20 protein-coding genes and 1 pseudogene are annotated in these 26393 nt (G+C 71.1%); 7 read left to right on the plus strand and 14 right to left on the minus strand.

The genetic code is table 11. From position 1 onward, the window contains the following. The first annotated feature begins 20 nt into the window (after positions 1 to 20). The 5 genes from MCAG_RS27605 (at position 21) to MCAG_RS27625 (ending at position 6132) form a co-directional block, all read left to right on the plus strand. On the plus strand, positions 21 to 1601 hold the full coding sequence (locus tag MCAG_RS27605; protein WP_007076239.1) for an MBL fold metallo-hydrolase: 1581 nt from the start codon (positions 21 to 23) through the stop codon (positions 1599 to 1601). Positions 1602 to 1655: 54 nt separating this feature from the next. Further along, the gene (gene pabB / locus MCAG_RS27610; RefSeq protein WP_007076240.1) at positions 1656 to 3713 is read left to right on the plus strand and encodes an aminodeoxychorismate synthase component I; all 2058 of its coding nucleotides are present in this window, start codon (positions 1656 to 1658) and stop codon (positions 3711 to 3713) included. Continuing rightward, positions 3710 to 4609, plus strand: a complete 900-nt coding sequence (locus MCAG_RS27615) for a prephenate dehydrogenase/arogenate dehydrogenase family protein (protein WP_007076241.1) — start codon at positions 3710 to 3712, stop codon at positions 4607 to 4609. Before pabB ends, MCAG_RS27615 begins: the two co-directional genes overlap by 4 nt. After that, the gene (locus MCAG_RS27620; RefSeq protein WP_007076242.1) at positions 4606 to 4908 is read left to right on the plus strand and encodes a chorismate mutase family protein; all 303 of its coding nucleotides are present in this window, start codon (positions 4606 to 4608) and stop codon (positions 4906 to 4908) included. Before MCAG_RS27615 ends, MCAG_RS27620 begins: the two co-directional genes overlap by 4 nt. Positions 4909 to 4974: 66 nt before the next feature. Next, complete coding sequence (locus MCAG_RS27625) at positions 4975 to 6132, plus strand: 3-deoxy-7-phosphoheptulonate synthase (RefSeq protein WP_007076243.1); 1158 nt, start codon at positions 4975 to 4977, stop codon at positions 6130 to 6132. Between the two features lie 76 nt (positions 6133 to 6208). Here the strand turns inward: MCAG_RS27625 and MCAG_RS27630 are convergent, their stop codons facing one another. Further along, the gene (locus MCAG_RS27630; protein ID WP_007076244.1) at positions 6209 to 7393 is read right to left on the minus strand and encodes a Cmx/CmrA family chloramphenicol efflux MFS transporter; all 1185 of its coding nucleotides are present in this window, start codon (positions 7391 to 7393) and stop codon (positions 6209 to 6211) included. A gap of 617 nt (positions 7394 to 8010) precedes the next feature. On the opposite strand from MCAG_RS27630, the gene MCAG_RS27635 reads away from it, so the two are divergent. After that, entirely contained in the window at positions 8011 to 9300 is a 1290-nt protein-coding gene (locus MCAG_RS27635) for a cation:proton antiporter (RefSeq protein ID WP_198141670.1), read from the plus strand. A gap of 225 nt (positions 9301 to 9525) precedes the next feature. On the opposite strand, the gene MCAG_RS27640 is transcribed toward MCAG_RS27635, so the two are convergent. The 13 genes and pseudogenes from MCAG_RS27640 to MCAG_RS27700 all read right to left on the minus strand — a co-directional run bounded on the left by MCAG_RS27640 (position 9526) and on the right by MCAG_RS27700 (position 25493). Beyond that, positions 9526 to 10419: a transcriptional regulator gene (locus MCAG_RS27640; RefSeq protein WP_232290309.1), complete on the minus strand. Its 894-nt coding sequence runs from the start codon at positions 10417 to 10419 to the stop codon at positions 9526 to 9528. 1746 nt (positions 10420 to 12165) lie between these two features. Beyond that, positions 12166 to 13485, minus strand: coding sequence for a cellulose binding domain-containing protein (locus MCAG_RS27645; protein ID WP_036375568.1), 1320 nt, complete (start codon positions 13483 to 13485; stop codon positions 12166 to 12168). 119 nt (positions 13486 to 13604) lie between these two features. After that, positions 13605 to 16097: a non-reducing end alpha-L-arabinofuranosidase family hydrolase gene (locus tag MCAG_RS27650; RefSeq protein WP_083802373.1), complete on the minus strand. Its 2493-nt coding sequence runs from the start codon at positions 16095 to 16097 to the stop codon at positions 13605 to 13607. Between the two features lie 634 nt (positions 16098 to 16731). Beyond that, positions 16732 to 17451: a hypothetical protein gene (locus MCAG_RS35390; protein ID WP_255349007.1), complete on the minus strand. Its 720-nt coding sequence runs from the start codon at positions 17449 to 17451 to the stop codon at positions 16732 to 16734. 94 nt (positions 17452 to 17545) lie between these two features. Then, positions 17546 to 17860 (minus strand): annotated as a pseudogene (locus MCAG_RS35840) (hypothetical protein); the annotation flags it as partial. After that, positions 17857 to 19173 (minus strand): allantoinase AllB, encoded by a 1317-nt coding sequence (allB, locus tag MCAG_RS27660; RefSeq protein ID WP_007076251.1) that lies wholly within the window; start codon positions 19171 to 19173, stop codon positions 17857 to 17859. The gene allB and the pseudogene MCAG_RS35840, both read right to left, overlap by 4 nt. 37 nt (positions 19174 to 19210) lie before the next feature. Next, positions 19211 to 20164, minus strand: a complete 954-nt coding sequence (locus MCAG_RS27665; protein ID WP_007076252.1) for an aldolase/citrate lyase family protein — start codon at positions 20162 to 20164, stop codon at positions 19211 to 19213. Positions 20165 to 20396: 232 nt separating this feature from the next. Then, positions 20397 to 21752: an 8-oxoguanine deaminase gene (locus MCAG_RS27675; RefSeq protein WP_007076253.1), complete on the minus strand. Its 1356-nt coding sequence runs from the start codon at positions 21750 to 21752 to the stop codon at positions 20397 to 20399. A gap of 61 nt (positions 21753 to 21813) precedes the next feature. Continuing rightward, entirely contained in the window at positions 21814 to 22668 is an 855-nt protein-coding gene (gene pucL / locus MCAG_RS27680) for a factor-independent urate hydroxylase (protein ID WP_007076254.1), read from the minus strand. A gap of 3 nt (positions 22669 to 22671) precedes the next feature. Beyond that, on the minus strand, positions 22672 to 23034 hold the full coding sequence (uraH, locus tag MCAG_RS27685; protein ID WP_050778103.1) for a hydroxyisourate hydrolase: 363 nt from the start codon (positions 23032 to 23034) through the stop codon (positions 22672 to 22674). After that, the gene (gene uraD, locus MCAG_RS27690) at positions 23021 to 23527 is read right to left on the minus strand and encodes a 2-oxo-4-hydroxy-4-carboxy-5-ureidoimidazoline decarboxylase (protein ID WP_036375578.1); all 507 of its coding nucleotides are present in this window, start codon (positions 23525 to 23527) and stop codon (positions 23021 to 23023) included. Before uraD ends, uraH begins: the two co-directional genes overlap by 14 nt. Positions 23528 to 23731: 204 nt before the next feature. Continuing rightward, a complete protein-coding gene (locus tag MCAG_RS27695; protein ID WP_007076256.1) occupies positions 23732 to 24841 on the minus strand; it encodes an XdhC family protein in 1110 nt (369 codons plus the stop codon). Further along, positions 24834 to 25493 (minus strand): NTP transferase domain-containing protein, encoded by a 660-nt coding sequence (locus MCAG_RS27700; RefSeq protein ID WP_083802375.1) that lies wholly within the window; start codon positions 25491 to 25493, stop codon positions 24834 to 24836. The genes MCAG_RS27695 and MCAG_RS27700 overlap by 8 nt, the downstream gene beginning before the upstream one ends. Positions 25494 to 25834: 341 nt before the next feature. Here MCAG_RS27700 and MCAG_RS27705 point away from each other — a divergent pair. Then, positions 25835 to 26393 (plus strand): FAD binding domain-containing protein (locus MCAG_RS27705; protein WP_007076258.1); only part of this gene is annotated, 559 nt, incomplete at its 3' end.

The following is a 26393-nucleotide window of genomic DNA, read 5'->3' on the forward strand; positions in this document are numbered from 1 at the left end:
AGAACGGAGACCTCCACGACATGCGCTACTCGTTGCGCCAGGACATCGCGGTCGAGCCGGTGATCGCCGGCTGGTACGGCTGGTCTTACCTCCTCCCGCCCCAGACCCTGGCCCGTTTCGTCCGTAACCGGTTCACCTCGATCATCGACAGTTACCTCAGCGATCCGCAGGTGCACGCCACCGCCGTCCGGCAGCGGAAGATGCACGGCGGCCCCTGGGTACACGCCTACGAGCACTACGACCGGATCGCCTCCTGGTACCAGGCCGCCGCCCCCCAGCGAGAGCGGCTCGGTGAACTCTTCGACGCCATCAGGCAGGTGGAGGAGGAGATCCTGCCGCGCTACCACGGTGAATGCCTGGATCCCGTCTACCAGGAGCTTCCCTCGGCGCTCGCCGGCCGTCTGGAGGTCTTCTACGGCAGGGACAACCGAACCGCCGACTACCGGTTCATCGAACCGTTGATGTACGCGTCGGAGTACTACGACGAGACGTGGCAACAGGTGCGGTTCGGCCCGGTCACGCGGGACGCGCGGGAGTTCGCGCTGACCACACCGATGCTGGAGTACACCCCGGACCAGCTGCTCGTCGACGTGCCGTTGAACTCCCCACTGCTCGACCTGATCTTCCGGGGCGGGCTGACGGAGGCCGAGTTGGCCGATGTCACGGCGCGGTTCGGACTGACCGATCAGCGGGCCGAACTGTTCGCCTCGTACTTCGAGCCCGCACCGCAGCCCACCGGCACCGCGACCGGCGACGTGCTGGAGTACGTGGGCCACGCCTGCGTGTTCGCTCGGCATGATGGCACGACGTTCCTCGTGGACCCGGTCCTTAGCTACGGCGGCTACCCCGGCGGGGCGGAGCACCGGTTCACCTTCGCCGACCTGCCCGAACGCATCGACTACCTGCTGATCACCCACAACCACCAGGACCACATGTTGTTCGAGACGCTGATCCGTATCCGCCACCGGGTCGGCACGGTCCTGATTCCCAAGTCCTCCAACGCGAGCCTGGTCGATCCCGGCCTCGGCGGCATCCTGCGGCGGTTGGGATTCTCCCACGTCGTCGAGGTCGACGACCTGGACACGCTGGACTGCGGGTCGGCCCAAGTGGTTGCCCTGCCGTTCCTCGGTGAACACGGTGACCTGCGGATTCGCAGCAAGACCGGCTGGCTGATCCGGTTCGGCGAACGGTCCGTACTGTTCGCTGCCGACTCCACCAACATCGCCCCGACCATGTACGCCAAGGTCGCCGAGGTGATCGGCCGCGTGGACACCGTCTTCATCGGCATGGAGAGCATCGGCGCGGCGGCAAGTTGGATCTACGGCCCGCTGTACGGAACGCCGCTCGACCGTCGCACCGACCAGAGCCGCCGACTGAACGGCTCCAACTTCCAACAGGCCAAGGACATCGTCGACGCCCTGGACCCCGACGAGGTCTACGTCTACGCGATGGGCCTCGAACCCTGGCTGGGCGTGGTGATGGCCATCGACTACGACGAGAACCATCCAGCCATCGTGGACAGTGACCTGCTCGTGAAGCACGTACGGGACAAGGGGAGAACCGCCGATCGGCTGCAGCTCCGACGGACGCTGCGCCGGTGACGGCGCACTCCATCGAACCCTTCGCCGCGTCCCCCGACGACAAGGTGCCCTGCCATGCGTACTCTCTTGATCGACAACTACGACTCGTTCACCTACAACCTCTTCCAGTACATCGGCGAGGCCACCGGTCAGTCGCCCGTCGTGGTGCGCAACGACTCGGAGTGGTCGCGGATCCGCGTCGAGGACTTCGACGCCGTCGTCGTGTCGCCAGGCCCCGGTAGCCCCGAGCGGGCACGGGACTTCGGCATCAGTCGGCAGGCGATCCTGGAAAGCGGCCTTCCCGTGCTCGGCGTCTGCCTCGGCCACCAGGGCATCGCCCAGATGTTCGGCGGGACCGTCGGCCCGGCCCCCAGCCCCATGCACGGCCGGGTGTCACAGGTGCGGCACACCGGCGTGGACGTCTTCAAGGGGCTGCCGTCGCCGTTCAAAGCCGTCCGTTACCACTCGCTGGCGGCGAGCGAACTCCCCGACGAACTCGAGGCGATCGCCTGGAGCGACGACGGCGTGGTGATGGGCCTGCGGCACCGCGAGAGACCCCTGTGGGGCGTTCAGTTCCACCCGGAGTCGGTGGGCAGCGACTTCGGCCGCGAACTGCTGGCGAACTTCCGCGACCTCGCGCTTTCCATCAACCGCGTCCGGCGGGAGCAGGTCCCGCCCTACGAAACCCACGTTCGCCGGGTCGAGGTGCTGCCGGACGCGGAAGCGGTGCACAGGACCTGCCTGTCGACCTCTGGCTCGACGTTCTGGCTGGACAGCAGCGCCCTCCTCGAAGGCATCTCACGATTCTCGTTCCTCGGTGACGACAGCGGCCCGCTCGCCGAGTACGTGACCTACCGGGTGGCGGACGGGACCGTCTCGGTCCGCGGGGCCGACGGCCGGGCGACACAGCTCCGCCAGCCCTTCTTCACGTACCTGGAAGAACAGCTCGACCGCCGGCGCACCCCCCTGCCGGACGCCCTGCCGTTCGAGTTCAACCTCGGCTACGTCGGCTATCTCGGCTACGAACTGAAGGCAGAGACGATCGGTGAACCCGCGCACCAGTCCGCTCATCCGGACGCCGCGCTGCTGTTCGTCGACCGGCTGATTGTGCTCGACCATGAGGATCGCTGCTGCTACCTGCTGGCGCTCGAGCGGCGTGGCCAGGACACCGGGGCGCGCGCCTGGCTGACGGACACGGCCGAGCGTCTGGCCGCCCTGGGCGAGTGGACCCCGTCGGACAACACGGCCGTCCTGCGCGGCAGCACCGAGGCGGCGACGGACTTCGGCCCCCGGGCGCAGGCACGCCTCGACAAGGACGCCTACCTCAAACGCATCGACGCGTGCCTGGCGGAGATCCGCAACGGCGAGTCGTATGAGATCTGCCTGACCAACATGGTCACGGTGCCCACGCAGTCGACGCCGTCGGAGCTCTATTCCGCGCTGCGTACGATCAGCCCGGTGCCATACGGCGCGTTGCTGGCGTTCCCGGAGCTCGCGGTGCTCAGCGCGTCGCCCGAGCGGTTTCTCACCATTGGCACGGACGGCAGCGTCGAGTCCAAGCCCATCAAGGGGACCAGGCCGCGGGGCGACAGCGCGGAGGAGGACGAACGGCTCCGGCGGGATCTGGTCAGCAGGGAGAAGGACCGGGCCGAGAACCTGATGATCGTCGACCTGGTGCGCAACGACCTCAACAGCGTCTGCGCGATCGGCTCGGTCCATGTGCCAAGGCTGTTCGGAGTCGAGACCTACGCGCCCGTGCACCAGTTGGTGTCGACCATCCGTGGCAAGTTGCGCCCCAGCACGACCACCGCCGGCTGTGTCCGGGCGGCCTTCCCGGGCGGCTCCATGACCGGCGCGCCCAAGAAACGCACCATGGAGATCATCGACCGGTTGGAGAGCGGGCCGCGTGGGGTGTACTCCGGCGCGCTCGGCTGGTTCTCCCTCAGCGGCGCGGCCAACCTCAGCATCGTCATCCGCACCATCGTGCTCTCGGCAGGGCAGGCGGAGTTCGGCGTCGGTGGCGCGATCGTGGCCCTGTCCGACCACGAGGAGGAGTTCATCGAGACTGTCGTCAAGGCGCGCGCCATGCTCTCCGCCCTTGACAGCGCCGCGATGGCGGGTGGGCGACGATGACCTTTCGGCGGTGCGTCGTCGTCGGTGGCGGCGGCGCGGTCGGCGCCATGTTCGCCGATCTGCTGCGGCAGTCGGGCAGTGACCCGTTGATCGTGGACCTCGTGCCGGGCGGCACGGACCCGGTCCGGTGGCTCGTAGCGGACATCACCGATCCGGATTCCGCGTCTGCCGAGGCCGTCACCCGCGCGGATCTCGTCCTCCTGGCGGTGCACGAGCAGGTCGCCCTCAAGGCCGTCGGGCCGGTCACGGACCTCATGCGGCCCGGCGCGGTGCTGGCCGACACCCTGTCGGTCAAGACGCGCATGGCCGCTGAGCTCGAGGCTCGCGCGATCGACATCCAACACGTCGGCCTGAACCCGATGTTCGCGCCGGCCGCAGGGATGCCCGGCCGCCCGGTGGCCGCCGTGGTGACGCAGGACGGCCCGGGCGTGACGGCCCTGCTTGGACTGGTCGAACGATGGGGTGGCCGGCTGGTGCGGTGCACACCAGAGCAGCATGACCGAACGACGGCCGCCAGCCAGGCGCTGACTCACGCGATGATCCTCTCCTTCGGACTCGCGCTTCCAAAGCTGGGCGTGGACGTCGAGCAACTGACGGCGACCGCCCCACCGCCCCACCTGACCCTGCTCGCCCTGCTGGCCCGGGTGCTCGACGGCAGCCCCGAGGTGTACGAGGAAATTCAGCGCGCCAATCCCTACGCGGGCGCGGCGCGGCAGGCCCTCGCAGATGGACTGCGTGCCTTCACCAGCGTCGTCGACGACGGCGAGCAGGGCCTCGACGCCACCTTCGAGGACCTGCGACGGCTGATGGGAGCCGGACTCGGGGAGCACCAGAAGCGCTGCCGAGAGGTCGTCCGGATCATCCACCAGACGGGCGGAGGCGACACGAACCAATGACCGACCAGGACCATCTGAACGACCTGCGTGCGGAACTCGATCTTCTCGACGAGAGACTGCTGGACACGCTGCGGCGGCGCATCGAGTGCGGAGTCCGGATCGCGGAGTACAAGGCACGGCACGACCTGCCGATGATGCAGCCCGGCAGGGTTCGGCTCGTCAAGGAGAGGGCGGCCCAGTACGCCGCCGCCAACGGCCTCGACGCCGACTTCCTGGTGAACCTCTACGACGCCATCATCGGCGAGATGTGCCGGGTCGAAGACGTGGTGATGAGTCGGGCAGCCAGTGACCGGCGGTGACCCTCCGGTGCCGGCAGAAGGCGACAGCGCAAGCGACAGCTCCTTTGTGGGGCGAAGGAGGACACGATGTACACATCTCTGACCCGGCGGCCGGCTCTGCAACAGCCGTACTGGCCTGACGAGGCGGCGCTGGCGGAGGCGGAACGCGAACTGGCCGGACTGCCGGCGCTCACCACCGAGGACGAGGTGGTCGACCTGACGCGGGGCATGGCACTGGTCGCCGAGGGCTCGGCGCTGGTCCTGCAGGGTGGCGACTGCGCCGAGCGGTTCCATGAGGCCGTGCCGGACCTCGTCCGGCAGAAGGTCGACCACCTGCAGGGACTCGCTGCACTCCTGCGTGCCGGCAGCCGGCTTCCCACCGTGCCGATCAGCCGGATCGCCGGTCAGTACGGCAAACCACGATCCTCCCCGTTCGAGACGGAGGACTCGGGCCGGCAGATGCCCAGCTACTGCGGCGACGCCGTGAACGACCCCGCCTTCGACCCCGTACTGCGCACCCCCGACCCGCGTCGGCTGATCACCGCCTACCACTGCTCCGGGGCAGTGCTCAACGAGATCCGCAAATCCTGGTCGGGACGGCCGATCACCGAGCGCGTCTACGCTTCCCACGAACTTCTGCTGCTGCCCTACGAGAGCCCACTGGTCCGCGACGGTGTGCGGGGCGGGTACAGCGCGTCCACGCACTTCGGCTGGATCGGTGAGCGGACCCGCAATCCCGGCGGCGCGCATCTCGAACTCGCCCAGGCCGTGCACAACCCCATTGGCGTCAAGCTCGGTCCGTCCACGTCGCCGCAGGATGCCGTCGAGCTGAGCCGGAGTCTGAACCCGGAGGATGTCCCGGGGCGGCTGACGTTCATCGTCCGCTTCGGCGCCAAGGAGGTGGACCGGCTGCTGCCGCCGGTCGTCGAGGCGGTGGCGAGGTGCGGCGCGCCGGTCGTCTGGCTGTGCGACCCCATGCACGGCAACGGTCTACGGCTGTCCGGCTTCAAGACGAGGCTGATCGAGCCGATGCGGGCCGAGATCACTTCCTTTGCCCGCATCCTCCAGGCCAACCGGCGGTGGCCCGCCGGTCTGCACCTGGAGCTGACCCCGGACCCGGTGACCGAGTGCGTCTCCGCCCTCACCGCCGATCCGCAGTTCTCCGACTATCGGTCAACCTGCGACCCACGGCTCAATCCCGAACAGTCGGCTGGCATGGTCGCGCATTTCCTCACGCTGCTGTAGCGGGACCGCATGACGGTGGCCCGTATCCCGGCGGAGGGGGCCACCAGCCGGGGTACGGGCCACCGAGTGCAGCCGGTTACAGGTGAACCTCCTGGAGTTCCGCCTGGCTGCGTACGGTGCTGCGGCCGAACGCACGGGCCGCGCCCCCGAGCAACAGGGCAACGGCCACCAGTGACGCGCTGACCAGCAGCGGCGACCGGTAGCCGAGGCCCGCACTGAGGGCCACGCCACCGAGGGCCGGACCGGCTGCGGCACCGACGTTCATCGCCGCGGTGGCGAACCCGCCGGACAGCCGCGGTGCATCCGAGGCCAGGTAGAGAACCTGCGAGATCAGCGTGGAGCCGACGGCGAACGAGAGAATTCCCTGCACGAACACGAACACGAGGGCGGTGACCGGGTTGGCGGCCGTGAGGGCGAAGAGGATCCAGCCTGCCATTAGTGCAGTACCGCCGATTGTCACCACCTGGATGGGCCGCTTGTCCGCCAGCCTGCCGCCCAGATTGACACCGATGAAGGAGCCGACGCCGAACAGCGCCAGGATGCCCGGCAGCCAGCCGGTGCCGAGGCTGGTGACCTCGGTCATCACCGGTGCCAGATACGTGAACGAGCAGAACGTCGCCCCGTTGACGCACGCACCCAGTAGCAGCGTCACGATCAGTTGGGGGCTGCGCAGCGCCCGCAGTTCGTGCCGGGCGGTCGGGGCGTCAGGGTCAACGGGAGTGGGCGGCACGGAACGCAGAATGGCGATGACGGCAGGTGCGGAGATGGCGGCCACGCCCCAGAACGCCGAACGCCAGCCCCAGACCTCACCGAGTACGGCACCAAGGGGAACTCCCGCGACGCAGGCGAGGGTCACGCCGCTCAGCAGCACCGACGTGGCCCTGCCCTTGGCCTGGGGACCGGCCATGCCTGCTGCGGTGGCCAGGCCCACGGCCAGGAAACCGGCCATGGCAAGCGCGGCGATCACCCGGGTCACCAGCAGCACTTCGAAGCTGGAGGTGAGCGCGCCGACCACGTGCGCCAGAAGGAAGGTGATCAGGAAGGTCAGCAGCGCCCTGCGGCGGGGCCAGCGCATGCTCAGCATCGCGACCAGCGGCGCACCGACGATCATACCGACGGCGAAGGCCGAGGTCAGTGAGCCTACGGCCGGGATGGACACGCCAAGATCGGCGGCGATGTCCTGTACTAGACCAGCAAGCATGAACTCCGACGTTCCCTGGGCGAAAACAGCCAGCCCAAGGACGTAGATGGCGAAAGGCATTGAGAAGCTCCAACTACTTCGCACACGAAGGGGGGACGCGACACCACACGGGGGTGGTGCGTTGAAAGAGCCTGGTGAGAAGGCACAGGCGAGATCCCACGATGCGGTTGATCAACGGCAGGAGACACACGAAGCGCTGCTCTACTTCGGAGCAGGTTGTCACCCGACTACGCGATCAGCCATCGAATCACCGATGGCTAGCTTCTTTCCGCCTCAGGAGTAGACACGACCACAACATAGCAATGCCTGGGTCGCCTTGTCTAACGCTTGGGCCGGGTTCGCGATCCGTCAGCGGATTCGCTGGAAGTGGCCATGGCCCGCGCAGACGGTGAGTCCGCCACGGGCGCGCGGACGCGGCACTGCGTCGTTCAACGCCGGCGGATCCTGCCCTGGCCGTGGCGCGGCTCGCCGGCCCGGCGGCGGCGCTTGGCCGACCGGTTGAAACAAGCCGCCCTGCCGCCTCTTGCGAGCCTATCCCGTTGTCCCGGGTTGTCCGCGGACGATCTCCACGATGCGGTCGAGTCCTCCCGGCCCAAGTCGCCACGTAGCCGGCGAAGCCCTCCACCTGGTCACGTCACAACTGGAGATGAGGTCTCATGGCCCCCCATCAAACCGCAATGACGATGTTCGCCCTGGCACTGATCCTGGCGGCCGCGCACCTGCTCGGCACCCTGGCGAAACGGTTCGGGCAGCCACCGGTGGTCGGCGAGATCCTGGCCGGAATCCTGCTCGGCCCGTCCCTGTTCAACGGTGCCGTCTCGGAAACCCTCTTTCCCCCAGACGTCCGACCGCACCTCGTCACGCTCGGGAACCTCGGCGTCGCGTTGTTCATGTTCGTCGTCGGCCTCGAAATCGACCACAGGCTGTTACGGGGGAGCCGACGCGCGGCGGTCGGTGTCTCGATCGGATCGATGGTGTTCGCGTTCGGGCTCGGCTGCCTGCTCGCGCTGTACCTGTGGCACGACCACAAGGTCCCCAACCACCTGGGGTTCGTGCTGTTCATGGGGGCGTCCATGTCGATAACGGCGTTCCCGGTACTGGCCCGCATCCTCACCGACCGGGGCATACAGCACACCAGACTCGGTGCGCTGGCGATGGCCAGCGCGGCCATCGGGGACGTGGTGGCATGGTTTCTGCTTGCCGCCATCGTGACGCTCACGGGCGGCCAGCATTTCTGGCAGGTGCTGCTGGCCCTGCCCTACGCGCTGGTGATGGTGTGGGTGGTGCGACCACTGCTCGGCAGGATCGTCTCCGCACCGGCCCGCGGCGACCGACGAACTGCCGAGCGGGAACTCACCGCTGGGCCGGTCATTGTGCTGATCGTGCTGCTACTTCTCTCCGGCGGGCTCAGTGAATGGTTCGGACTGCACTTCATCTTCGGTGCGTTCTTCGCCGGTGTGATCATGCCGCGTCACGGTACCGAACGGCTGCGCACGCAGGTCAGTGACCGGGTCGGCATGGTCACCTGGATACTGTTGCCGGCGTACTTCGCGGTAGCCGGGCTGAGCGTGAATCTGGCCGCGGTGGGCGACGACGGGTTCGGCGAGTTGGCGTTGATCCTTCTTGTGGCGATCGGTGGCAAGTTCATTGGCGCGTACACCGGTGCGCGGGCCGGCGGCCAGCCCGGGCGGGTGGCCACGACGCTGGGTGTCCTCATGAACACCCGGGGCCTCACCGAGCTGATCATTCTCGGCGTCGGCCTGCAACTTCATCTGCTGGACAGCGACCTGTACTCGCTGATGGTCGTCATGGCCGTGGTTACGACAGCCATGACCGCGCCGCTGCTGCGGTGGTCCTACCCTCGACAGATGATCGACGCCGACCTGCTGAAGCTGTCCCAGGAGTGGCGGGAGACGGCGCGAACGGTGCCAGGCCGGTCGGTAGCTGCCCGGCCGCCGGGGGAGTAGCGCACCTGCCCACCCCCGTCGGTGCTCCCCGCAGCCCATCTTGGCGCGGTGGTGTCCGGACGCCGGATGATCCTGCCTGCCTGCGTTTCTCGCCCACGCTCATCGCACGACCGCTGGTCCAATCCGGACACGTACGAACCTGCGCCAGGCGGCACCGGTCAGTGTCGACGGCGAGACGGGGCGCGCCCGACGCCTGCTGCCGGCGCGTAGACGGCGAGCGGTAGGTCAGCCCGCCAGCGACTCTTCGATCCTGCGTAGTTCTCGCGCCATCCCGATGAGATCATCCGCGCAGGCGGACAGTATGTCTGCCACGGCGCTCCTGCCATGCATCGGAATGGTGGGGGCAAGGCGCTTCCATTCCTCGGTGCTTCGCAACTGCGTACGCAGCTGGTGCAGGACGAGCCGTCCGCTCTCGCTGAGCCGGATCGAGGGATCTCTGCGCAGCCCGTCGAAGAGCGTGATGCGGCGTGCGAGATCAGGGACGGCCCCCACATCCGTGCGTTTCGCCCCGGCCGCCATGAGGCTGCTACTCGCCGGATCCTCCTTCCGAGCTTTGGCGGGGATCGGCTCCTGGCCGTTGGCCAGGCGCTGCCGGACGTCCCGCGCGGTTCCCACAGAGATCCCGGCCTGTCGTGCAATATCCCGCAGGGATGCCGTCGGGTTCTGCTTGATCACCTCTGCGGCTGCGGAGCGTCCGGCTGCGGCGCTTGAGGGACGCACCCGGCCGTCACGCCCGATGCGCGCCAACGACTCGGAACTTGCCTCAGTCGAACGCCGTCGGATCTCCCCCACGCTCTTGGCATTCAAGCCGGTCATCTCCGCGATGCTCCGATCCGACCAGTCCGGATGAGAACGCAGGATTCGCAGGGTGGCATTCTTTCTTTCCTCGCGTGACAACGGCAGGCCATGCCTCATATTTGACTCTACCGCGAGCAGGAAAGCCCTCTGCTCGTCTCCGTCGAACCACTGCACCGCAATGGTGTGCCGGCTGCGCAGCATCGCGGCCCGCACCCGGTGCATCCCGTCCACGACACGCATGGTCGCTCGGTGCACCAAGATCGGGGGAAACTCCACCTCGCTTTCGGCCAGCACTCTCACATGCTCATGGTCGATTTTCATACGTGGAGAGTCTGCCGGGAGTAGGGAGCTTATCTCGATTTCGGAGCTTGGTTCCTGCCCGGACTTGACAACTTCCGGCATGAATCCCTCCAGGGGTCAGGTGATGGCTGGAGAAGGCGTGCGGGCCGCTGACGCGGGCGAAGGCCGAGGAAAACCGATGCCAACCGCCCCTCGGCGGCTCATGGCTGCTCCGACCGCAGAAATGATCTCTTTGCACATGGTCGTTCCCCACGCGCCGCTTCCGCATGGTCTGGGCATCGCTCGCCGGGCGCACCGACCGCGATGGGCTACACCCTTGCCGTCACAGGCGCCGGGGAGGGGCCAACCAACTCGTCGCCGTCGATCTCAAACACGCTTCGCCGACGAACGTCTGAACCCGCGACCGGGGTCGACCAGCCACGGCAGCTGGCGGGTTCTCCCGAACGCACTGGCACCACCGCACCCGCGGCTACCACCGCTGACGCTGAACTGGTTCGCGCTACCGGACCTGCCCACTCGCTGCACCATGCGACTGCGATCCTTTCTAGCGGACGGAATGATCCACCTGCGACCTTCTGTTACCGCGAAGTGACGATAACCAGCAGTGCAAGGCGCGTCAATCGATCCGTAGGAATGTATTGAGATCACTCGTCTGTGACGTCTCCGATCATGTCGGCCACTGCGGTGCATACCCGGCAACCAGGTCCGCTGCGACGCTTGGTCGCGTCTGTGGGCGTGCAGGACACGAGAATTACGTAGTTGGTGGACGGGCGTCCTGACCTGGGAATTCACCGCAGGAGGCGGCCTCTATGGACAGGTGGGGCGAGTGAGGCGTGATGCCGTTGCGTTAAGAAATTGAACGGCGGGCCAACCCTTGCTGAATAATGCGAACGAAAACTCCCCGGCGGACCACCTTGTGCCGAGCAAAAAGATTGGGTCCCGGGACTCCCACCGCAGGAGAAATCTGTTTGTCATCGCAGCGGAATAACCCCCGGACCGGCACTCGGTCGCCCTGGCATTCGTGGGCCCGGCTGGACACCGCCTTCGGAGCCGTCGGAACCAGGGTGGAGCGGCTCCCTGGCCGGTACGACCGCGACCGCTTTCGGTGCTCCGCAAGCTACCCCGGCGCTTGCCCGGCTTCGGCGGCCGAGCCGCACTGCCCGCCCAGCTCGACGCGGGTCGCGCCGGCTGCGGTGTGCCCCCGCAGCCGACAGTGAGGGCGAGTCGGCGGTGCCTCCGGTGCCCCAGGCGGTGATCTACCTTGTCGGATTCAACTCCACCTACCCGGGCGACCCGCTCCCGCCGACCGGGCCGGCGCGGCGCTTCTCCTACCGGGGCGTCGACGCTGACGGCCGGGCCCGCCCAGCGACACCCATCAGTCGATCATCGACAGCGCGGCGCGGCTCCTTGCCGAGCAGGTGGACCGGACGCACGCGCAACCGTCAGCCGGTTGCGCTGACCGGGGAGGGGGATCGGGACCGGCTGGCTGCTGCGCGGGCTCCTCGTGGCGCCTGGCGGACCCCTGCCGGGATGAGGTGACGCACCGTTCGTGGGTTCGCTGTTGGACACTGCGCCGCTCTTCCGCAACGAGTTGCTCTGTCCGGTGCCCCGAGTGCGGATGATCGCTCTCCTGCCAACCACCGAGGTCGCACCAGCTTCACCGGCCGGGTCATCGGTAGATGGGCCACCGAGGGCGCGGCGGGCTCGCGGTCCGGACACCGGTGGGGCCCGGAGCCAGATGGCTCCGGGCCCCACCGGCTGCCGTGCTCAGGGGCTGGTGCAGGTGATGTTGCTGGGCGGGATGGCGCCGTCGCCGGTGGCGGTGAACCCGAAGGTGGTCGTGGCGTTCGAGCCCAACGTGCCGTTGTAGGGGGCGTTCTTGACGCTGACGTTGCCGGTGGTGCCCGTATTGATGCCGTTCCAGACGCTGCTGAAGGCCTGGCCGCCGCTCAGGGTCATGCGTACGGTCCAGCCGTTGAGTGTGCTCGCGGTGTTGTTGGCCACGATGACCTCACCCTGGAAGCCACCGGGCCAGCTGTTGACCGCTCGGTAGGTGGCAGCGCAGGTGCCGGGCCCGCCAGTCGGGGGCGGGGTCGTCGGCGGAGGGGTGGTCGGCGGAGGGGTGGTAGGGGGCGGGGTGGTCGGGGGAGCGGTGGTCGGCGGCGCGGTCGTGGGGGGCGTGGTGGACTCGAACTGGCTGAAGAATCTCCAGATCTCACCCGACGTCCAGGTCCGGGAGTCGTTGGGAGTGGAGGACCCGTCCACGGGGCTGGGCGTGTGGTCGCCGTCGAAGGCTGCCCACTGCACGGGGTAACCAGCCCGGCATCCGGAGTAGACGGTGGTGATGTGGGTCAGGCTGCCCCGGCTCGGCTCGCGTGGGCTCTGGGCGGTGCAGCCGTTGTTCCTGACGAACGTGTCGCGCAGTGACCGGCCCATCGAGATGTTGAGCACGCTGTCGTAGGTGCCGTGGATGCCGAAGTACGGGACGGGTTGGGTACCGCCGTTGCAGCCGCTGAGGTTGGCGCCGGACAGGACGGCGACCGCCCGCACGATGGTGGGCCGGGCGCAGGCCACCGCGTAACTCATGGCCCCGCCGTAGCTCCAACCGAGCGCGAAGCGCTGGGTCGTGTCGACGCAGAGGTCGTTCTCGATTTGCCGGGAGATGTCGTCGAAGAGGGTCAAGTCTCGACCGTTGGGATTGGCCCAGCCGTTGTCGATGCCCTGCGGCGCGACGAAGATCGCGCTGTTGTTCGACAGCGGCTGGAGCCCGTAGTAGCCGGCCGAGGCGACGTTGTTGGCCGAGCCGTTCAGCCAGTGGAAGCCGAAGATTAGCCGGTAGGGGCGGTTTCTGTCGTATCCGTCTGGGATCCGCAGGATGTAGCTGCGATTCTGGCCGCTGCTCTGGATCGTGCGCGTCCCGTTGGTCAGCGTGGGGGCCCTACCGCAGCCGCTGGTCGTCGCGAGGGTGCCGTTCGTCGCGGCCACCGCTGCCCCGTGGAAGCCGCCGCTCAGCGCGCCGCCGGCGGTGGCCGCGAGAAGCACCGCCGCGGCCGCGATGGATGGGAGGAGGTACCTGCGTTTCCACATCGCCTGGCTCCTTGCCATTGATGGTCGTGTCCCGGTGGAACTGATTGCGCTGGTGGCCCGCGGCGGGCCCGGCCTTGCGCCGAGCCCGCCGCTTCAGTGCCGTCCGGTCCTGATCGTGACTAGCGTTGCAGGGTCAGCAGGCCCGGTCGGTACGGCAGGAGGCCGTAGTCCGTGCCGTCGGAGCGGGGGTCACGCCCCTGGTAGAGCAGTTGGAGGTTGCAGGGGTCGACGGTCATGGTCTGGTCGGCGCTGGTACGCAGCAGTTCACCGTGGCTGATGTCGTTGGTCCAGGTGGCGCCGCTGTTGGCCTTGCCGGCGAAGGGGTTGCTCTCCGTCGCGGCCTGCGGGGTCCACGAGCCGTCCAGGCTGGTGGCCGTGAACGAGCGGAAGTAGCGGCCCTGGGCGCCGATGGCCTCCACGATCATGAGGTAGCGGTTCTGGCCCTGGAGCTTGTAGACCTGGACCGCCTCGAACAGGTTGTTCGTGGTGTCGCTCATGATGGTGGTGTACGACGTGCCGAAGCTGCCCGGGAAGTTCCCGATGGGCATGCTGGCCCGGTAGATCTTGCCGTTGTCCCCGGCGAAGAAGAGGTACATGTTCCGGTCGTCACCGATGACGGCCTGGTCGATGGGGCCCGTGTTGGAGCCGGTGATGCTGCCGGAGAACAGCGTCTGCGGCGCGGACCACCCGTTGGGGTTGGTGGGGTCGCTCGACGTGCGGTAGGAGAACGCCGGCCCGCCCCACTGGTAGGCGAGCACCCAGATGTTCTTCGGGGCGAAGTAGAACAGCGACGGCGCGACCGTGCCGGAGGACATCGCGTTCTGGCTGGCCGTGGCCATCTCCGACCAGTTCGTGAACAGGCTGAAGTTCATCGAACCCCACGACGTGCCGTAGTCGTGCGTCGTCGCGTAGACGAGCTGCTTGCCGTTGTACGGGGCGACGGTGAAGTCCTTCAGCGACACCCAGCCCGACCTCGGCTGCGCCAGCACGCCCGTGGACGACCACCGGTACGTCGACGGAAGGTTGCACGATCCCGGCGGCGTCGGCGTCGTGCTGGCCGTCGGCGTCGGCGGAGTGGTGGGCCCGCCGACCCGGGCCAGTTGCCACTGCTGGTTCGTGCCGTTCCGGTCGGTGTACTGGATGACGGGAGCGCCGTCAGCGGTGGACGCGCCCTGGACCTCGACCACCTTGCCGCTGCTCCGGCTGATCAGCCGAACGTAGCCGCCCGAGTCGGCCACCCGGAACTGCTGGTTCGCCCCGCCGTGGTCACCGTACTGCACGATCGCGGCACCATCCGCGGTCGAGTTGTTGGACACGTCCAGCACCTTGCCCGAGTGGCGGGCCCGGATCCGGTAGTAGCCTCCACCGGAGTCGACGAACTGCCACTGCTGGTTCTGCCCGCCCGTGCGGGTGTACTGCTGGATGCAGGCGTTGTCCGCCGTGGACACGCCGCACACGTCCAACGCCTTGCCGCTGTTGCGGTTCAACAGCTCGTACCAGGCGTTCGTGTCGATGCCCCCCGACGGGGGCGGGGTCGCGGTCGTGGTCGGGGTCGGGGTCGTCGGGGTGGGGGTGGGAGTCGCGCTGTTCAACGCGTCGAGGGTGGCGGTGTAGGCGGGCTTCTTGTTGCCGTTGCACTCGAAGAGCAGCGGGGTGCCACCGGACCGCCACGAGTCGCAGTCCCGCACGCCCCACGTCGTGACACCGTTGCAGCGGGCGACGGCCAGACAGTCGTTGATCACGTTGCGGTAGGCGTTGGCCTGCGTGCTGCCGGAACCCTCGATGTCCAGCTCGGTGATCTGCACGTCCACGCCGAGGGCCGCGAAGCTGGACAGGGTGGTGCGGTAGTTGCTCGGGTACGGCGAGTTGGCGTTGAAGTGCGACTGGAAACCGACGCAGTCGATCGGCACGCCACGCTGCTTGAAGTCCCGCACCATGTTGTAGACGGCCTGCGTCTTCGCGTGGGTCCAGTCGTCGGTGTTGTAGTCGTTGTAGCAGAGCTTCGCGCCGGGGTCGGCGGCGTCCGCCGCCCGGAACGCGGCCTCGATCCAGTCGTTGCCGGTGCGCTGCAGGTTCGAGTCGCGCCGCGCGCCACTGGGGCCGTCGGCGAACGCCTCGTTCACCACGTCCCAGGCGACGACCTTGCCCCGGTAGTAGGAGGCGACCCGGGTGACGTGATTCAGCATCGCCTGGCGCAGTGCGCTGCCGCTCATGCTCTGCATCCACGGCGGCTGCTGCGAGTGCCAGGCCAGGGTGTGGCCGCGCACCTGCCAGCCGCGGCTGAGGGCATGGTTGACGATCCGGTCGGCGCTGCCGAAGGTGAAGTTGTTCTGCTGCGGCTCGGTCGCGTCGATCTTCATCTCGTTCTCGGGAGTGACGCTGTTGAACTCCCGGTTCAAGATCGTTGTGTACGCGCTGTCGCCGAGCTTCTGCCCAGCGACGGCGGCGCCGAAGTACCGACCCGACTGGGCCGCGGCCGCGCCCAGGGTGGTCTCGGCGGCCTGGGCGAAACTGGGAAGCAGGGAGAGGGTGAGAGCCGCCACGGCGGTGGCGACTCCGGTGACCGAGAGCGTTCGAAGTCGACGTCTCTTGGGACGGGTCGAGGAGAACATGCTGATCCTCCAGCAGGCGGGACGGAAGTACGAAGGCTCGCCTCGATGCCGAGGCCGGCCGTGGCACTTGCGCCTCACGGCAGCCCCGGCGACACGGCCCAGGTCAGGCGCGAATACCGGGACGCAGTGCGCCTTGGGCTGTGCGACCAGCGAGTACAGCGTGCGGGGAGTGGTCCGGTGCCCGGCTTGCAAGGGGTGGTGGCTACGGGCGCTGGGCTCTCCCCGCGTGGTCGACTCGAGCACCTCCTAGGGTGTGGGTTGAGCGTTGCCGGGGTGACCGCCTCGCCCGGCTGGTGGTCGGGAGTCGGGGCGGTGGCGCGTGCACTTTGGGTCGTTTTGCGATGGGCCTCGGGGGCGAGCCGGCCTGTGTCGGCGCTCACCTTCATCGATGGATTCAGGTTTTCAGAAAGTTGCGGATTTATCAAGCGATAGTTTCGAGCCGGTCGCTATGGTGTGACGGGCTCGCGAACGTGTTCGGACGCGGTCCGGGCCCCACGACGCACGGCCCGGCCGGGCGAGGCCGTCTTTGCACCTCACCCGACCGGGCCGTGACCCGTGCTCACCCACCTGACGATGAGGCCCTTCGAGGCCGCCAAGCCCTTCGGGGCCGCGAAGCCCCGAAATCTTGCGGCCGTCAGGCGGGTCCGCCGGTGACCGAGGTCCCGGACCTGGTCAACTGTTCGGGGCTGGCCGCCGGCGGGCGGGTGCGCCGCCAGCGGGCCGCGAGTGCGTCCCGGCCGGCGGGGTCGATCTGGCCGGTCACCCGCAGCCGGGCCATTCCGCCGTCGGGGAAGATATCCAGCCGGACGTGGGTGGCGGCCCGGGGCTCGGCGACCGGGAAGCGGTGCCGGGTGTCCGGCCGCAGCCGGGTGTCCGGCAGCAGCGGGAACCACGCGCCCGGGTCGTCGAGGTCGCCGTGGCGGTCGTCGGCGGCGCGTAGCGTGGCGCGTCCCGGGGCGTTGCCCTTGAAGTGGCTGGTGTCGAGGTCGACGAAGTGCGCGACCCCGGGCACGCCCAGCCGGACCAGCACCCAGTCGTTGCCGTCGTCGCGGCGGCGGGCGGTCTCCCAGCCTTCCCCCATCACCCGGGCCGGGCCGGGCGCGAGCAGGTTCTGCGGGGCGCCGTAGAACCGGTCGCTGCACCCCTGCACCTGTCCGCCGTGTTCCGTCGCCGCCAGGTCGAGGACGTCGGGCAGCAGGCGCGGGTCGGGCACCACGTCCCCGTGCACCCGCAGCCGGGCGACCCCGCCGTCGGGGAAGATGGTGAGCCGGACGTGGGTGACGTGGTGGGGCACGCTGACCGGGAAGGCGTTGCGGGCGTCGCCGGCCAGCGGCGAGCGGCCCAGCAGCGGCACCCACCGCGCCCGGGCCCAGCTCGGCCGGCCCCGGATAGCCGTCGACGGCGCACCCGTCGACGGCGGCGAACGGCGGATAGTTGCCGGTGAAGAAGCTGGTGTCGACGACCAGCAGGCGCACGATGCCCGGCAGGCCGAGCCGGACGATGGCGTGGTCGGAGCCGGGCTCGCGGCGGCGTCGGGTCTCCCAGCCGTCGTAGACCTGCCCTTTCGCGGCGAAGGTGCGGGGCGAGAAGGTCGGGGGCAGCGGCTCCACCAGGTTGTCCGCGGCGGCGAAGAACTCGTCGTTGGCGGTGACGACGCCACCGCCGAAGGCACGCGAGGCCAGGTCGGGCAGGGTGGCCAGCGCACGCAGGGCCGCCGGAGCGGGGCGGGCGGCCGGGCCGGCGGACTCGCCCGGGGCGCTCACGCCGCACCCGCCCGCAGCAGCCGGCCGCGCGGGGCGTCGCCGGTGACCGGTTCGCCGCGCAGCCAGGTGGCCCGCACGACGCCGGTCAACTGCTGCCCGGCGTACGGCGTCACGGGGTGCCGGTGGTGCAGCAGGCCCGGCTCGACGCGGAAGCCGGCGTCCGCGTCGAAGGCCACCAGGTCGGCGTCGCAGCCCACCGCGAGCCGTCCCTTGCTGGGCAGCCCGGCCAGGTTGGCCGGGCCGGTGGCCATCCAGCCGACGACGTCGGCCAGGCCGTGCCCACGTCGGCGGGCCTGGGTCCACACCACCGGCAGGCTGAGCTGCACCGACGCGACGCCGCCCCAGGCCGCGGCGAAGTCGCCGGTGTCGGCCCGTTTCAGCTCCGGCGGGCAGGGCGAGTGGTCGCTGACCACGCAGTCCACGGTGCCGTCGGCCAGCGCGGCCCAGAGCCGGTCCTGGTTGTCGCGGTCCCGGATCGGCGGGCAGCACTTGAACTCGGTCGCGCCGTCCGGCACCTGCTCGGCGGTCAATGCGAGGTAGTGCGGGCAGGTCTCCACGCTCAGCCGCACGCCGTCCGCCCGCGCGGCGACCAGCTCGGGCAGAGCCCCGGCCGACGACAGGTGCAGCACGTGGACCCGGGCCCCGGTCCGGCGGGCGGCGGCCACCACCGTCGCGACGGCGGACCGCTCGGCCGCCGGCGGTCGGGACGCGACGAAGTCGGCGTAGCGCGGCGACGGGGGCGACTGGCGCACCGACCCCGGGTCCTCGGCGTGCACGACGAAGAGGGCGTCGACCGTACGCAGGGCCTGCTCCAGCAGGTCGGCGTCGACCGGGGGGAACTCCGGCACGCCGGAGTCGACGAGGAACGCCTTGAAGCCGAACACCCCGGCCCGGTCCAGTGCCACGAGGTCGCCGAGGTTGCCCGGCACGACGCCGCCCCAGAACCCGACGTCGACATGGCAGCGGCCCCGCGCGGCGGCGCGCTTGGTCTCCAGCGCGGCCACGGTGACCGTCGGTGGGACGCTGTTCAGCGGCATGTCGATCAGGGTGGTGACACCGCCGGCCGCGGCGGCCCGGGTTGCGCTGGCGAAGCCCTCCCACTCGGTGCGGCCGGGCTCGTTGACGTGCACGTGCGTGTCCACCAGGCCGGGCAGCAGTGCGACGTCGCCCAGGTCCTCGTCGACGCCGGCGTCGAGCGGTTCGTCGTATCCGGCGAGCGCGGCGATCCGGCCGGCGCGCACGCCGATCGCCGCCGGCCGTTGCCCGCCCGGCAGCACCGCCCGCCGGGATCGCACCACCAGGTCGTAGCTCATCGGCCCTCCTCATCTCCTCGGCCCGGCGCCGGTCAGGTCACGACGCGTGCCGCCGCAGCTCGGCCCGGTCGAATCCGGTCCCCGCGACGGTGAGCGCCCCGCAGTGCAGCCCGCGCAGCAGGAACCCGGCGAGCGCGCGTCGGGTCGCCGGCTCGTCCAGCACCCCCTCCGAGCGGCGGTCCAGGTAGGCCCGCAACCGCCGGGCCGCGTCGGGCGCGCCGTCGCGGAAGAAGGCGTACGTCGCGGCGAACCGGGTCGGCAACTGCGCCGGGTGCAGGTCCCAGCCCTGGTAGAAGCCGCGTTCGAGGGAGCGGCGGACCAGCCGGGAGTGCAGCGCCCAGGCTGCCCGCACCGCCGTCGCCCCGCCCACCGGCAGCACGTTGGTGGAGCCGTCGCAGACAGGCACCCCGGCACCGGCCGCCGCCACCTGCATCACCGCCTTGGCGTGGTCGGCGGCCGGGTGCTCCATGCTCTGGTACGGGCCGGCCACCCCGCACGCCGCGCTGTAGTCGTACGTGCCGAAGTGCAGCCCCGCGCAGCGGCCCCCGGCGGCGGCGACCAGCCGGGCCACCGTCGCCGTGCCGTCCGGGCCGAGCACCGCGCGGGGCACCTCCACCTGAACCTCGAACCGTAGCGCCTCGTCCGTCAGCCCGTACGCCGTCTCCAGGCGAGCGCAGAGCGCGGCCATCGCCTCGACCTGCGCCGGGTGGCTGACCTTGGGCAGGGTCACCACGAAGCCGGCCGGCGGCCCGCCGCAGGCGTCGAGGAACAGGTCGAGGCTGCGGACCGCCCGGCGCCGGGTCGCCGCCTCCAGGCACTTGATCCGTACCCCGACGAAGGGCGTGGCGGCCCCGGCGGAGTGGGCCTGCACCAGCGCCCGGGCGGCCGAGCGCACCGCGTCGTCCTCGGCGTCGTCGTCGCGTACCCCGAAGCAGTCCTCCAGGTCGACCCGCAGGTCCTCGATCGGTTCCCGGGTCAGCTTGCCCTCCACGGCGGCGCGCAGCTCCTCGGCGAACGGCAGCGGCGGGTGGTCCCGCAGCGCGGGCAGCGCGGTCGGTCCCCCAGGACGGCCCGAGGTCGGCGTCTGACCCGGTCGGCGGGGACGTACACGGTGTGCACCGGCTGCCGGACGGCGACGGGGGGTGGCTGCGCGCCGCCCAGCTCGGCGTCGACGGCGGCGAGCCGGTCGTCGAGGTCGGCGTAGGCGTCCCGGGCCAGGCGCATCAGTCGGCCAGCGCCAGCAGCCGGCGGTGCGCCCGGGCGGCCTGCCCGGCGAGGATCTCGGCGTCGGCGGTGCGCAGCTCCGCGTGCTCGACGACGGTCCGGCCGCCGACCAGCAGCAGCGCCAGCGGTGCGGGTGGGCCGAGCACCAGCGCCGCGACCGGGTCGTCGATGCCGGCGTGCCCCAGCCCGTCGAGACGCCAGAGCGCGACGTCGGCGAGCTTGCCCACCTCCAGCGAGCCGATCTCGTCGGCGCGGCCGAGGCACTCGGCGCCGCCGACGGTGCCCAGGGCGAGGGCCTGCCGGGCGGTCAGCGCGGCCGGGCCGCCGCGCAGCCGGGCCGCGTAGAGCGCCTGCCGCAGTTCCGCGCCGAGTTGGCCGGCCTCCTGGGAGGCGGCACCGTCGACGCCGAGGCCCACCGGTACCCCGGCGGCGAGCAGCTCCGGCACGCGGGCGGTGCCGGCGCCGAGGCGGGCGTTCGAGCTGGGGCAGTGCGCCACCGCCGTCCCGGTGGCGGCCAGCCGGTCCAGCGCCGGGTCGTCCAGGTGTACGCCGTGGGCCAGCCACACGTCGTCGCCGAGCCAGCCGAGCTGCTCGGCGTACTCGACCGGGGTGCAGCCGTGCGTGGCACGGCAGTACTGCTCCTCCTCGGCGGTCTCGGCCAGGTGGGTGTGCAGCCGGACCCCCCGACGCCGGGCCAGCGCGGCGGACTCCCGCATCAGGGTGCTGGTGACCGAGAACGGTGAGCACGGGGCCACGGAGATCCGCAGCATCGAGCCGGGCGAGGGGTCGTGGTAGCGGTCGATGGCGGTCTCGGTGGCCAGCAGCGCCGCCTCGGTGCGCTCCACCAGCGAGTCCGGGGGCAGCCCGCCCGCCGACCGGCCGAGGTCCATCGACCCCCGGCACGGCTGGAAGCGCAGCCCGACCAGCCGGGCGGCCTCGATCTCGGCGGCCAGCGGGTCGTCACCGCCCGGGGGGAACACGTAGTGGTGGTCGGTGCTGGTCGTGCAGCCGGACAGGGCGAGCCAGCCCAACCCGGCCGCCGCCGCGGCGTTGACCATCTCGGCGTCCAGCCCGGCCCAGACCGGGTAGAGGGTGGTGAGCCAGCCGAACAGGTTTGACTGCTGGGCCAGCCCCCGGGTCACCCACTGGTAGAGGTGGTGGTGGGCGTTGACCAGGCCCGGGGTGGCCAGGCAGCCGGTGCCGTCGACCAGGCGGGCCGACCGGTCCACCGCATCGGCCCGCCCGGCCCCGACGGCGGTGATCCGGCCGTCGTCGCCGATCACCACGTGACCGACGGAGTACTCGGTGCGGGCGGCGTCGACCGTGGCGACGGCGCAGTTCTCGATGACGATCACCGGTGCCCCCGGCGTGATGCGGCGGTGCCGGCGGGCCAGGCGGGGTGGGCGGGCACGGCGCTCACCAGTCCCCGCCGGCCGGGGCGACGTCGTCGCGGCCGACGGTGCCCTCGATCACCCCGTACGGCCGGTCGGTGGCGACGAACACGGCGTTGGGGTTGTCCAGCCCGAACGGCGACAGGTCGACCGGGATGTGGTGCCGGTTGGGCAGCGACAGCTTGATCTCCGCCAGCTCCGGCCGGGTCTGGAGGACCCGCCGGCCCATCGCGTACAGGGTCTGCTGCAACGACCTGCTGTACGTCTCGACGAACGCGGCGACCAACGCCTCGCGTACCCGCTGGTAGGCGGCATCCCAGTCCGCTCCGGCGTCGAGGTGCCGCCAGCGGGCGTCCACGGCGGTGGCCAGGATCCGGTCGGTGGTCTCCGGCAGCGTCGTGTACTCGTCGCGCACGTAGCCGTGGAACTCGGAGTTCGTGGTGTTCATCAGCACCAGACCGGTCAGCCCGGACACCACCTGGGCGGTGTCCCCGTCGTAGCTGACCGTCGCGGTGCGGGTCTGCGCGCCGTCGCGCTGGAAGGAGTGCGGCCCGAGCCGCTGCCAGCCGAACTCCTGCACGGCCACCCGGGCGTGTCGGACGGCCGCCTGGCTGTGCACGAAGTGCCGGGCCAGCAGGAGCGCGAACGCCTCGGGGGAGGCGACGCCGTGCTCGCGGGCGAACGCGTAGACGGTGTTCTTCTGCGAATCGGTGGGCAGCACCTGACTGTTGTCGCCGGTGAGATGGGTGGCGTCCAGGTCCCCGGCGAGGGCGGTGCGGACGTCGAGGTCGCGCAGCGTGTGCCGGTCGCCGTCGCGGGCCACGTGGACCACGCGCACCTCGGCCTTGCCGTACCGGTTGGGCCCCAGCACGATCCCCATCTGTCAACTCCCTCGGTAGGTGGTGTAGCCGAACGGACTGAGCAGCAGCGGCAGGTGCAGGTGCGCGTCGGGATCACCGACCAGAAAGGACAGCACGACCTCCGGGAAGAAGGGATCCGGTCCGAGGTGCCCGTCGAGGTCGAAGACGAGCCGGTACCGGCCGGCCGCCCACTCACCCGCCGGCACCCAGTCGCGCAGCCGGCCGTCGGCGTCGGTCCGCCCGGCCCCGACCTGGCGCCACCGCGTACCGCCGAGCCGGTCGAGCCGGACCGGGATGCCCGGCGCGGGCAGCCCGACGACCGTGTCGAGCACGTGCGTGGACAACGGCGCGAACGGGCCACCGCGGCCCGCGTCAGGCCGGCTCATCGAGCAGCTTCCTGATTCGCAGCGCGGCGATCTTGGTCAGCTCATCGCGTATCACGGCCCGCTCGGTGGCCTCGTCGTGCGCCAGCCGGGCCCGCGCGGCGGCGAGCAACTCCACGTCGCTGCGGCCGGTGGCGCAGATCAGGAACAGGTGTCCGAAGCGGCGCTCGTACTCCTCGTTCGCCTCGGCGATGGCGGCGCGGGTCCGGCCGGACGATGCGTCCAGGCCGGACTGTTCCCCCCGCGACCAGCCGTCCTCCCGGCGCTGCCCCACCGGGCGCTGGCCGATGCGCGGGTGGGCGGCGAGCGCCTGTTCGACCTCGGGCCAGGTGAGCCGCGCGCTGGCGGCGTCCGCCGCGGCCAGCAGCGCGGCCAGGTTCTGATACGGCCGCCCGGCGACGATCTCGCGGGCCCAGCGGGGGACGGCGCAGCAGGCCGCAAGCTCGTCCTCGGCCCGCTGCGCGGCGAGCGCGTTGAACTCCTCGATCCGACCCACGGTCGCCCTCCCGTCACTCCCGGAAGGAGTCACACAGGCGGGCCGGCGGGCCGAACAGCGCCGCGAGGTCCAAAACCGGCCGGGTTACCGACGCCGCCGTTGTACGTTCCTCCAGCCTCCAGCCTCCAGCCTCCAGCCGCCAGCCGCCAGCCGCCAGCCGCCAGCCGCCAGCCGCCGATCAGCGGGTGGATGCTGCCGGTGGCGTCAGCCGTGGATGCTGCCGGTGGCATCGCGCAGCCGCCCGCCCCGGCGGCCGTTGCGGACCGCGACGAGTTCCGCGGCGATGCTGACGGCCGTCTCGGCGGCGCTGCGCCCACCCAGGTCCAGGCCGACGGGCGAACTGAGCCGGGCCAGCGCCGCCTCGGTGACGCCGGCCTCGCGGAGCCGGCCGAGCCGGTCGTGGTGGGTCCGCCGGGAGCCCATCGCCCCCACGAAGCCCAGCTCCAGGTCGAGGGCCAGCCGCAGCGCCGGGACGTCGAACTTCGCGTCGTGGGTGAGCACGCACACGGCGGTCCGTTCGTTCAGCCGGCCCGCCGCGACCTCGGCCGCGAGGTAGCGGTGCGGCCAGTCGACCACCACCTCCTGCGCCTGCGGGAATCGGCGCGCGGTGGCGAAGACCGGGCGGGCGTCGCAGACGGTGACCCGGTAGCCCAGGACGACGCCGATCCGGGCGAGCTCGGCTGCGACGTCGATCGCGCCGAACACGATCAGCCGGGGCGGCGGGGCGTAGGACCGCACCAGCACCGTCACCTGGTCGGCCGCGCCGCAATCGTCGGGCGGCAGGCGCAGCGGCCCGCTGCGTCCCTCGGCCAGCAGCCGGCGGCCGGCGGTCACCGCCGCCTCGTCCAGCCGGGTGTCGCCGAGGGTGCCGTGGTGGTCGTCCGGCCCGGCCACGATCCGCCGGCCGAGGCGCCCCGCCGGCCCCCGCACGCAGGTCAGCACCGCCACCGCGGCACCCGAGCGGACGGCCTCGGCCAGCACCGCCAGCTCCGGGAAGCCGGCGCTGGTGACCCGTTCGACGTACACGTCGATGGTCCCACCGCAGGTCAGTCCCGCCGCGAACGCGTCCCGGCCGGTCACCCCGAAGCGCAGCAGGGCGGGTCGGCCGGTCCGGAGCGCCTCCTGGCAGGACTCGTGCAGCGCCGCCTCGACGCACCCGCCGGAGACGCTGCCGGTGACCGAGCCGTCCGGGCCGACCAGCATCGCGGCGCCGGCCGGGTGGGGGGCGCTGCGCCAGGTCTCGACGACGGTGGCCAGGGCGACGGCATCGCCGTCGTCGCAGCGGCGCAGCAACTCGGCGAGCACCTCATCCACCGCCGGGCCGCCCCTCGTCGGCGGGCGGCACGTCGAGGTCCGCGTCGTGGGCCACGTCGGCGCACGGCACGATCCGCACCCGGTCGAGGCGCTGGCGCAGGTAGCCGCCCGCGCCGGTGTCGCCGGTTGCCGAGGCGAGCACGCCTGTCCAGTGTTCCCGGCCCAGCAGCACCGGGTGACCCCGGCGGCCCGGCCCGTAGCCGGCCGTGGCCAGGGCCGCCGGGCCGGCGTCGGCCGCGACCCGCCGTATCGCCTCGGCGGAGATGCCCGGCATGTCGACGAGGAGCACCACCACCGCCACCGCGTCGGTGGCGGTCAGTGCCGTCAGCCCCACCCGCAGCGAGGAGCCCATTCCGGTGGCCCAGCGGGGGTTGCCGACCACCCGGGCGCCGGAGAGGTCGGCGACGGCACGGACCCGGTCGGCCGCCGCGCCGAGCACCACCAGCGCCGGGGCGCAGCCGGCCTCGACGAGGGTACGCACCGCGCGTTCCACCAGCAGCGGGCCGCTGTGGCGGACGAGCGCCTTGGGCCTGCCGTAGCGGCGGCCGGCACCGGCGGCGAGTACCAGGCCGGCGACGGTCCCGGGGCTCGGCCCGGTCGTGGTGGGTAGCTGCACGACATCTCCCTCACGCCGGGCGGGACCGCCGCACATCCCCGGCCCGGGGCGGCCGACGACGGCACCGGGCCACGATTTGCCTGGCGGCGGGGCTGCCCGAGCAGGCGGGCGGATCGGCTCACCATGCGGAGCGGGCCCGCAGGCTGTCAAGGGGTGGCCGGCCCGGGCGTGGCGGCCGCCGCCCCGGTTTGGAGCTTCGTCCAACGAGGCCGGGTTCGCGTCCGACCGTGTTGTCACCGGCGCGCATTGTCGGGCCGGCGGCCGTGTTGCTTGGATTCCCCCATCGGTCACCGCCGCCCGCCCCGCCCGCCGCACCCACCCGACCGGTCAGCTGACGTCGGCGGGCGGCACCCGCCCCGAGCGAAAGGGCGAAGCCTGTGGACCTGTTCACCGTGCACGACGTGATCGCCGCGGACGCCGACGCGTGGCAGCCGGGCGACCGCTGGCTCGCCGGCGGCACGTTCCTCTTCTCGCAGCCGCAACCGCGCACCCGCCGGCTGCGCGACCTCACCGCCCTGTCCTGGCCCCCGTTGCGGACCAGCCAGGACCCGGCCGAGCCGGGCCTCGACATCGCCGCGACCTGCACCATCGCCGAGCTGTTCCGGTACTCGCCGCCGGCGCGCTGGCCGTCGCTGGGCCCGCTGATCCAGGGCTGTTGCCACGCGTTCCTCGCCTCGTTCAAGGTGTGGAACGTCGCGACGGTCGGCGGCAACCTCTGCGCGGCGCTGCCGGCCGGGCCGATGATCTCCCTGGTCACGGCCGCCGAGGGGTCCTGCCTGCTCCAGGGGCTCGACGGACGGCACCGGCGCGTGCCGGCGGCCGAGCTGGTCCGCGACGTCGGCGCGACGGTGCTGCGCCCGGACGAGTACCTGCACACGATCCGGTTGCCCGCGCGCACCCTGGGCGGCCGGTTCACGCTGCGGCGGGCGTCGCTGC

Origin of the sequence: Micromonospora sp. ATCC 39149 (genome assembly GCF_000158815.1) — a bacterium.
In the GTDB taxonomy this organism is placed as follows: domain Bacteria; phylum Actinomycetota; class Actinomycetes; order Mycobacteriales; family Micromonosporaceae; genus Micromonospora.

Coding starts and splice junctions, on each gene's coding strand:
- MCAG_RS27605 (WP_007076239.1), top strand. CDS start 21: ATGCGCTACTCGTTGCGCCAGGACATCGCGGTCGAGCCGGTGATCGCC.
- pabB (WP_007076240.1), top strand. CDS start 1,656: ATGCGTACTCTCTTGATCGACAACTACGACTCGTTCACCTACAACCTC.
- MCAG_RS27615 (WP_007076241.1), top strand. CDS start 3,710: ATGACCTTTCGGCGGTGCGTCGTCGTCGGTGGCGGCGGCGCGGTCGGC.
- MCAG_RS27620 (WP_007076242.1), top strand. CDS start 4,606: ATGACCGACCAGGACCATCTGAACGACCTGCGTGCGGAACTCGATCTT.
- MCAG_RS27625 (WP_007076243.1), top strand. CDS start 4,975: ATGTACACATCTCTGACCCGGCGGCCGGCTCTGCAACAGCCGTACTGG.
- MCAG_RS27630 (WP_007076244.1), bottom strand. CDS start 7,393: ATGCCTTTCGCCATCTACGTCCTTGGGCTGGCTGTTTTCGCCCAGGGA.
- MCAG_RS27635 (WP_198141670.1), top strand. CDS start 8,011: ATGACGATGTTCGCCCTGGCACTGATCCTGGCGGCCGCGCACCTGCTC.
- MCAG_RS27640 (WP_232290309.1), bottom strand. CDS start 10,419: ATGAAAATCGACCATGAGCATGTGAGAGTGCTGGCCGAAAGCGAGGTG.
- MCAG_RS27645 (WP_036375568.1), bottom strand. CDS start 13,485: ATGTGGAAACGCAGGTACCTCCTCCCATCCATCGCGGCCGCGGCGGTG.
- MCAG_RS27650 (WP_083802373.1), bottom strand. CDS start 16,097: ATGTTCTCCTCGACCCGTCCCAAGAGACGTCGACTTCGAACGCTCTCG.
- allB (WP_007076251.1), bottom strand. CDS start 19,173: ATGAGCTACGACCTGGTGGTGCGATCCCGGCGGGCGGTGCTGCCGGGC.
- pucL (WP_007076254.1), bottom strand. CDS start 22,668: ATGGGGATCGTGCTGGGGCCCAACCGGTACGGCAAGGCCGAGGTGCGC.
- uraH (WP_050778103.1), bottom strand. CDS start 23,034: ATGAGCCGGCCTGACGCGGGCCGCGGTGGCCCGTTCGCGCCGTTGTCC.
- MCAG_RS27700 (WP_083802375.1), bottom strand. CDS start 25,493: ATGTGCGGCGGTCCCGCCCGGCGTGAGGGAGATGTCGTGCAGCTACCC.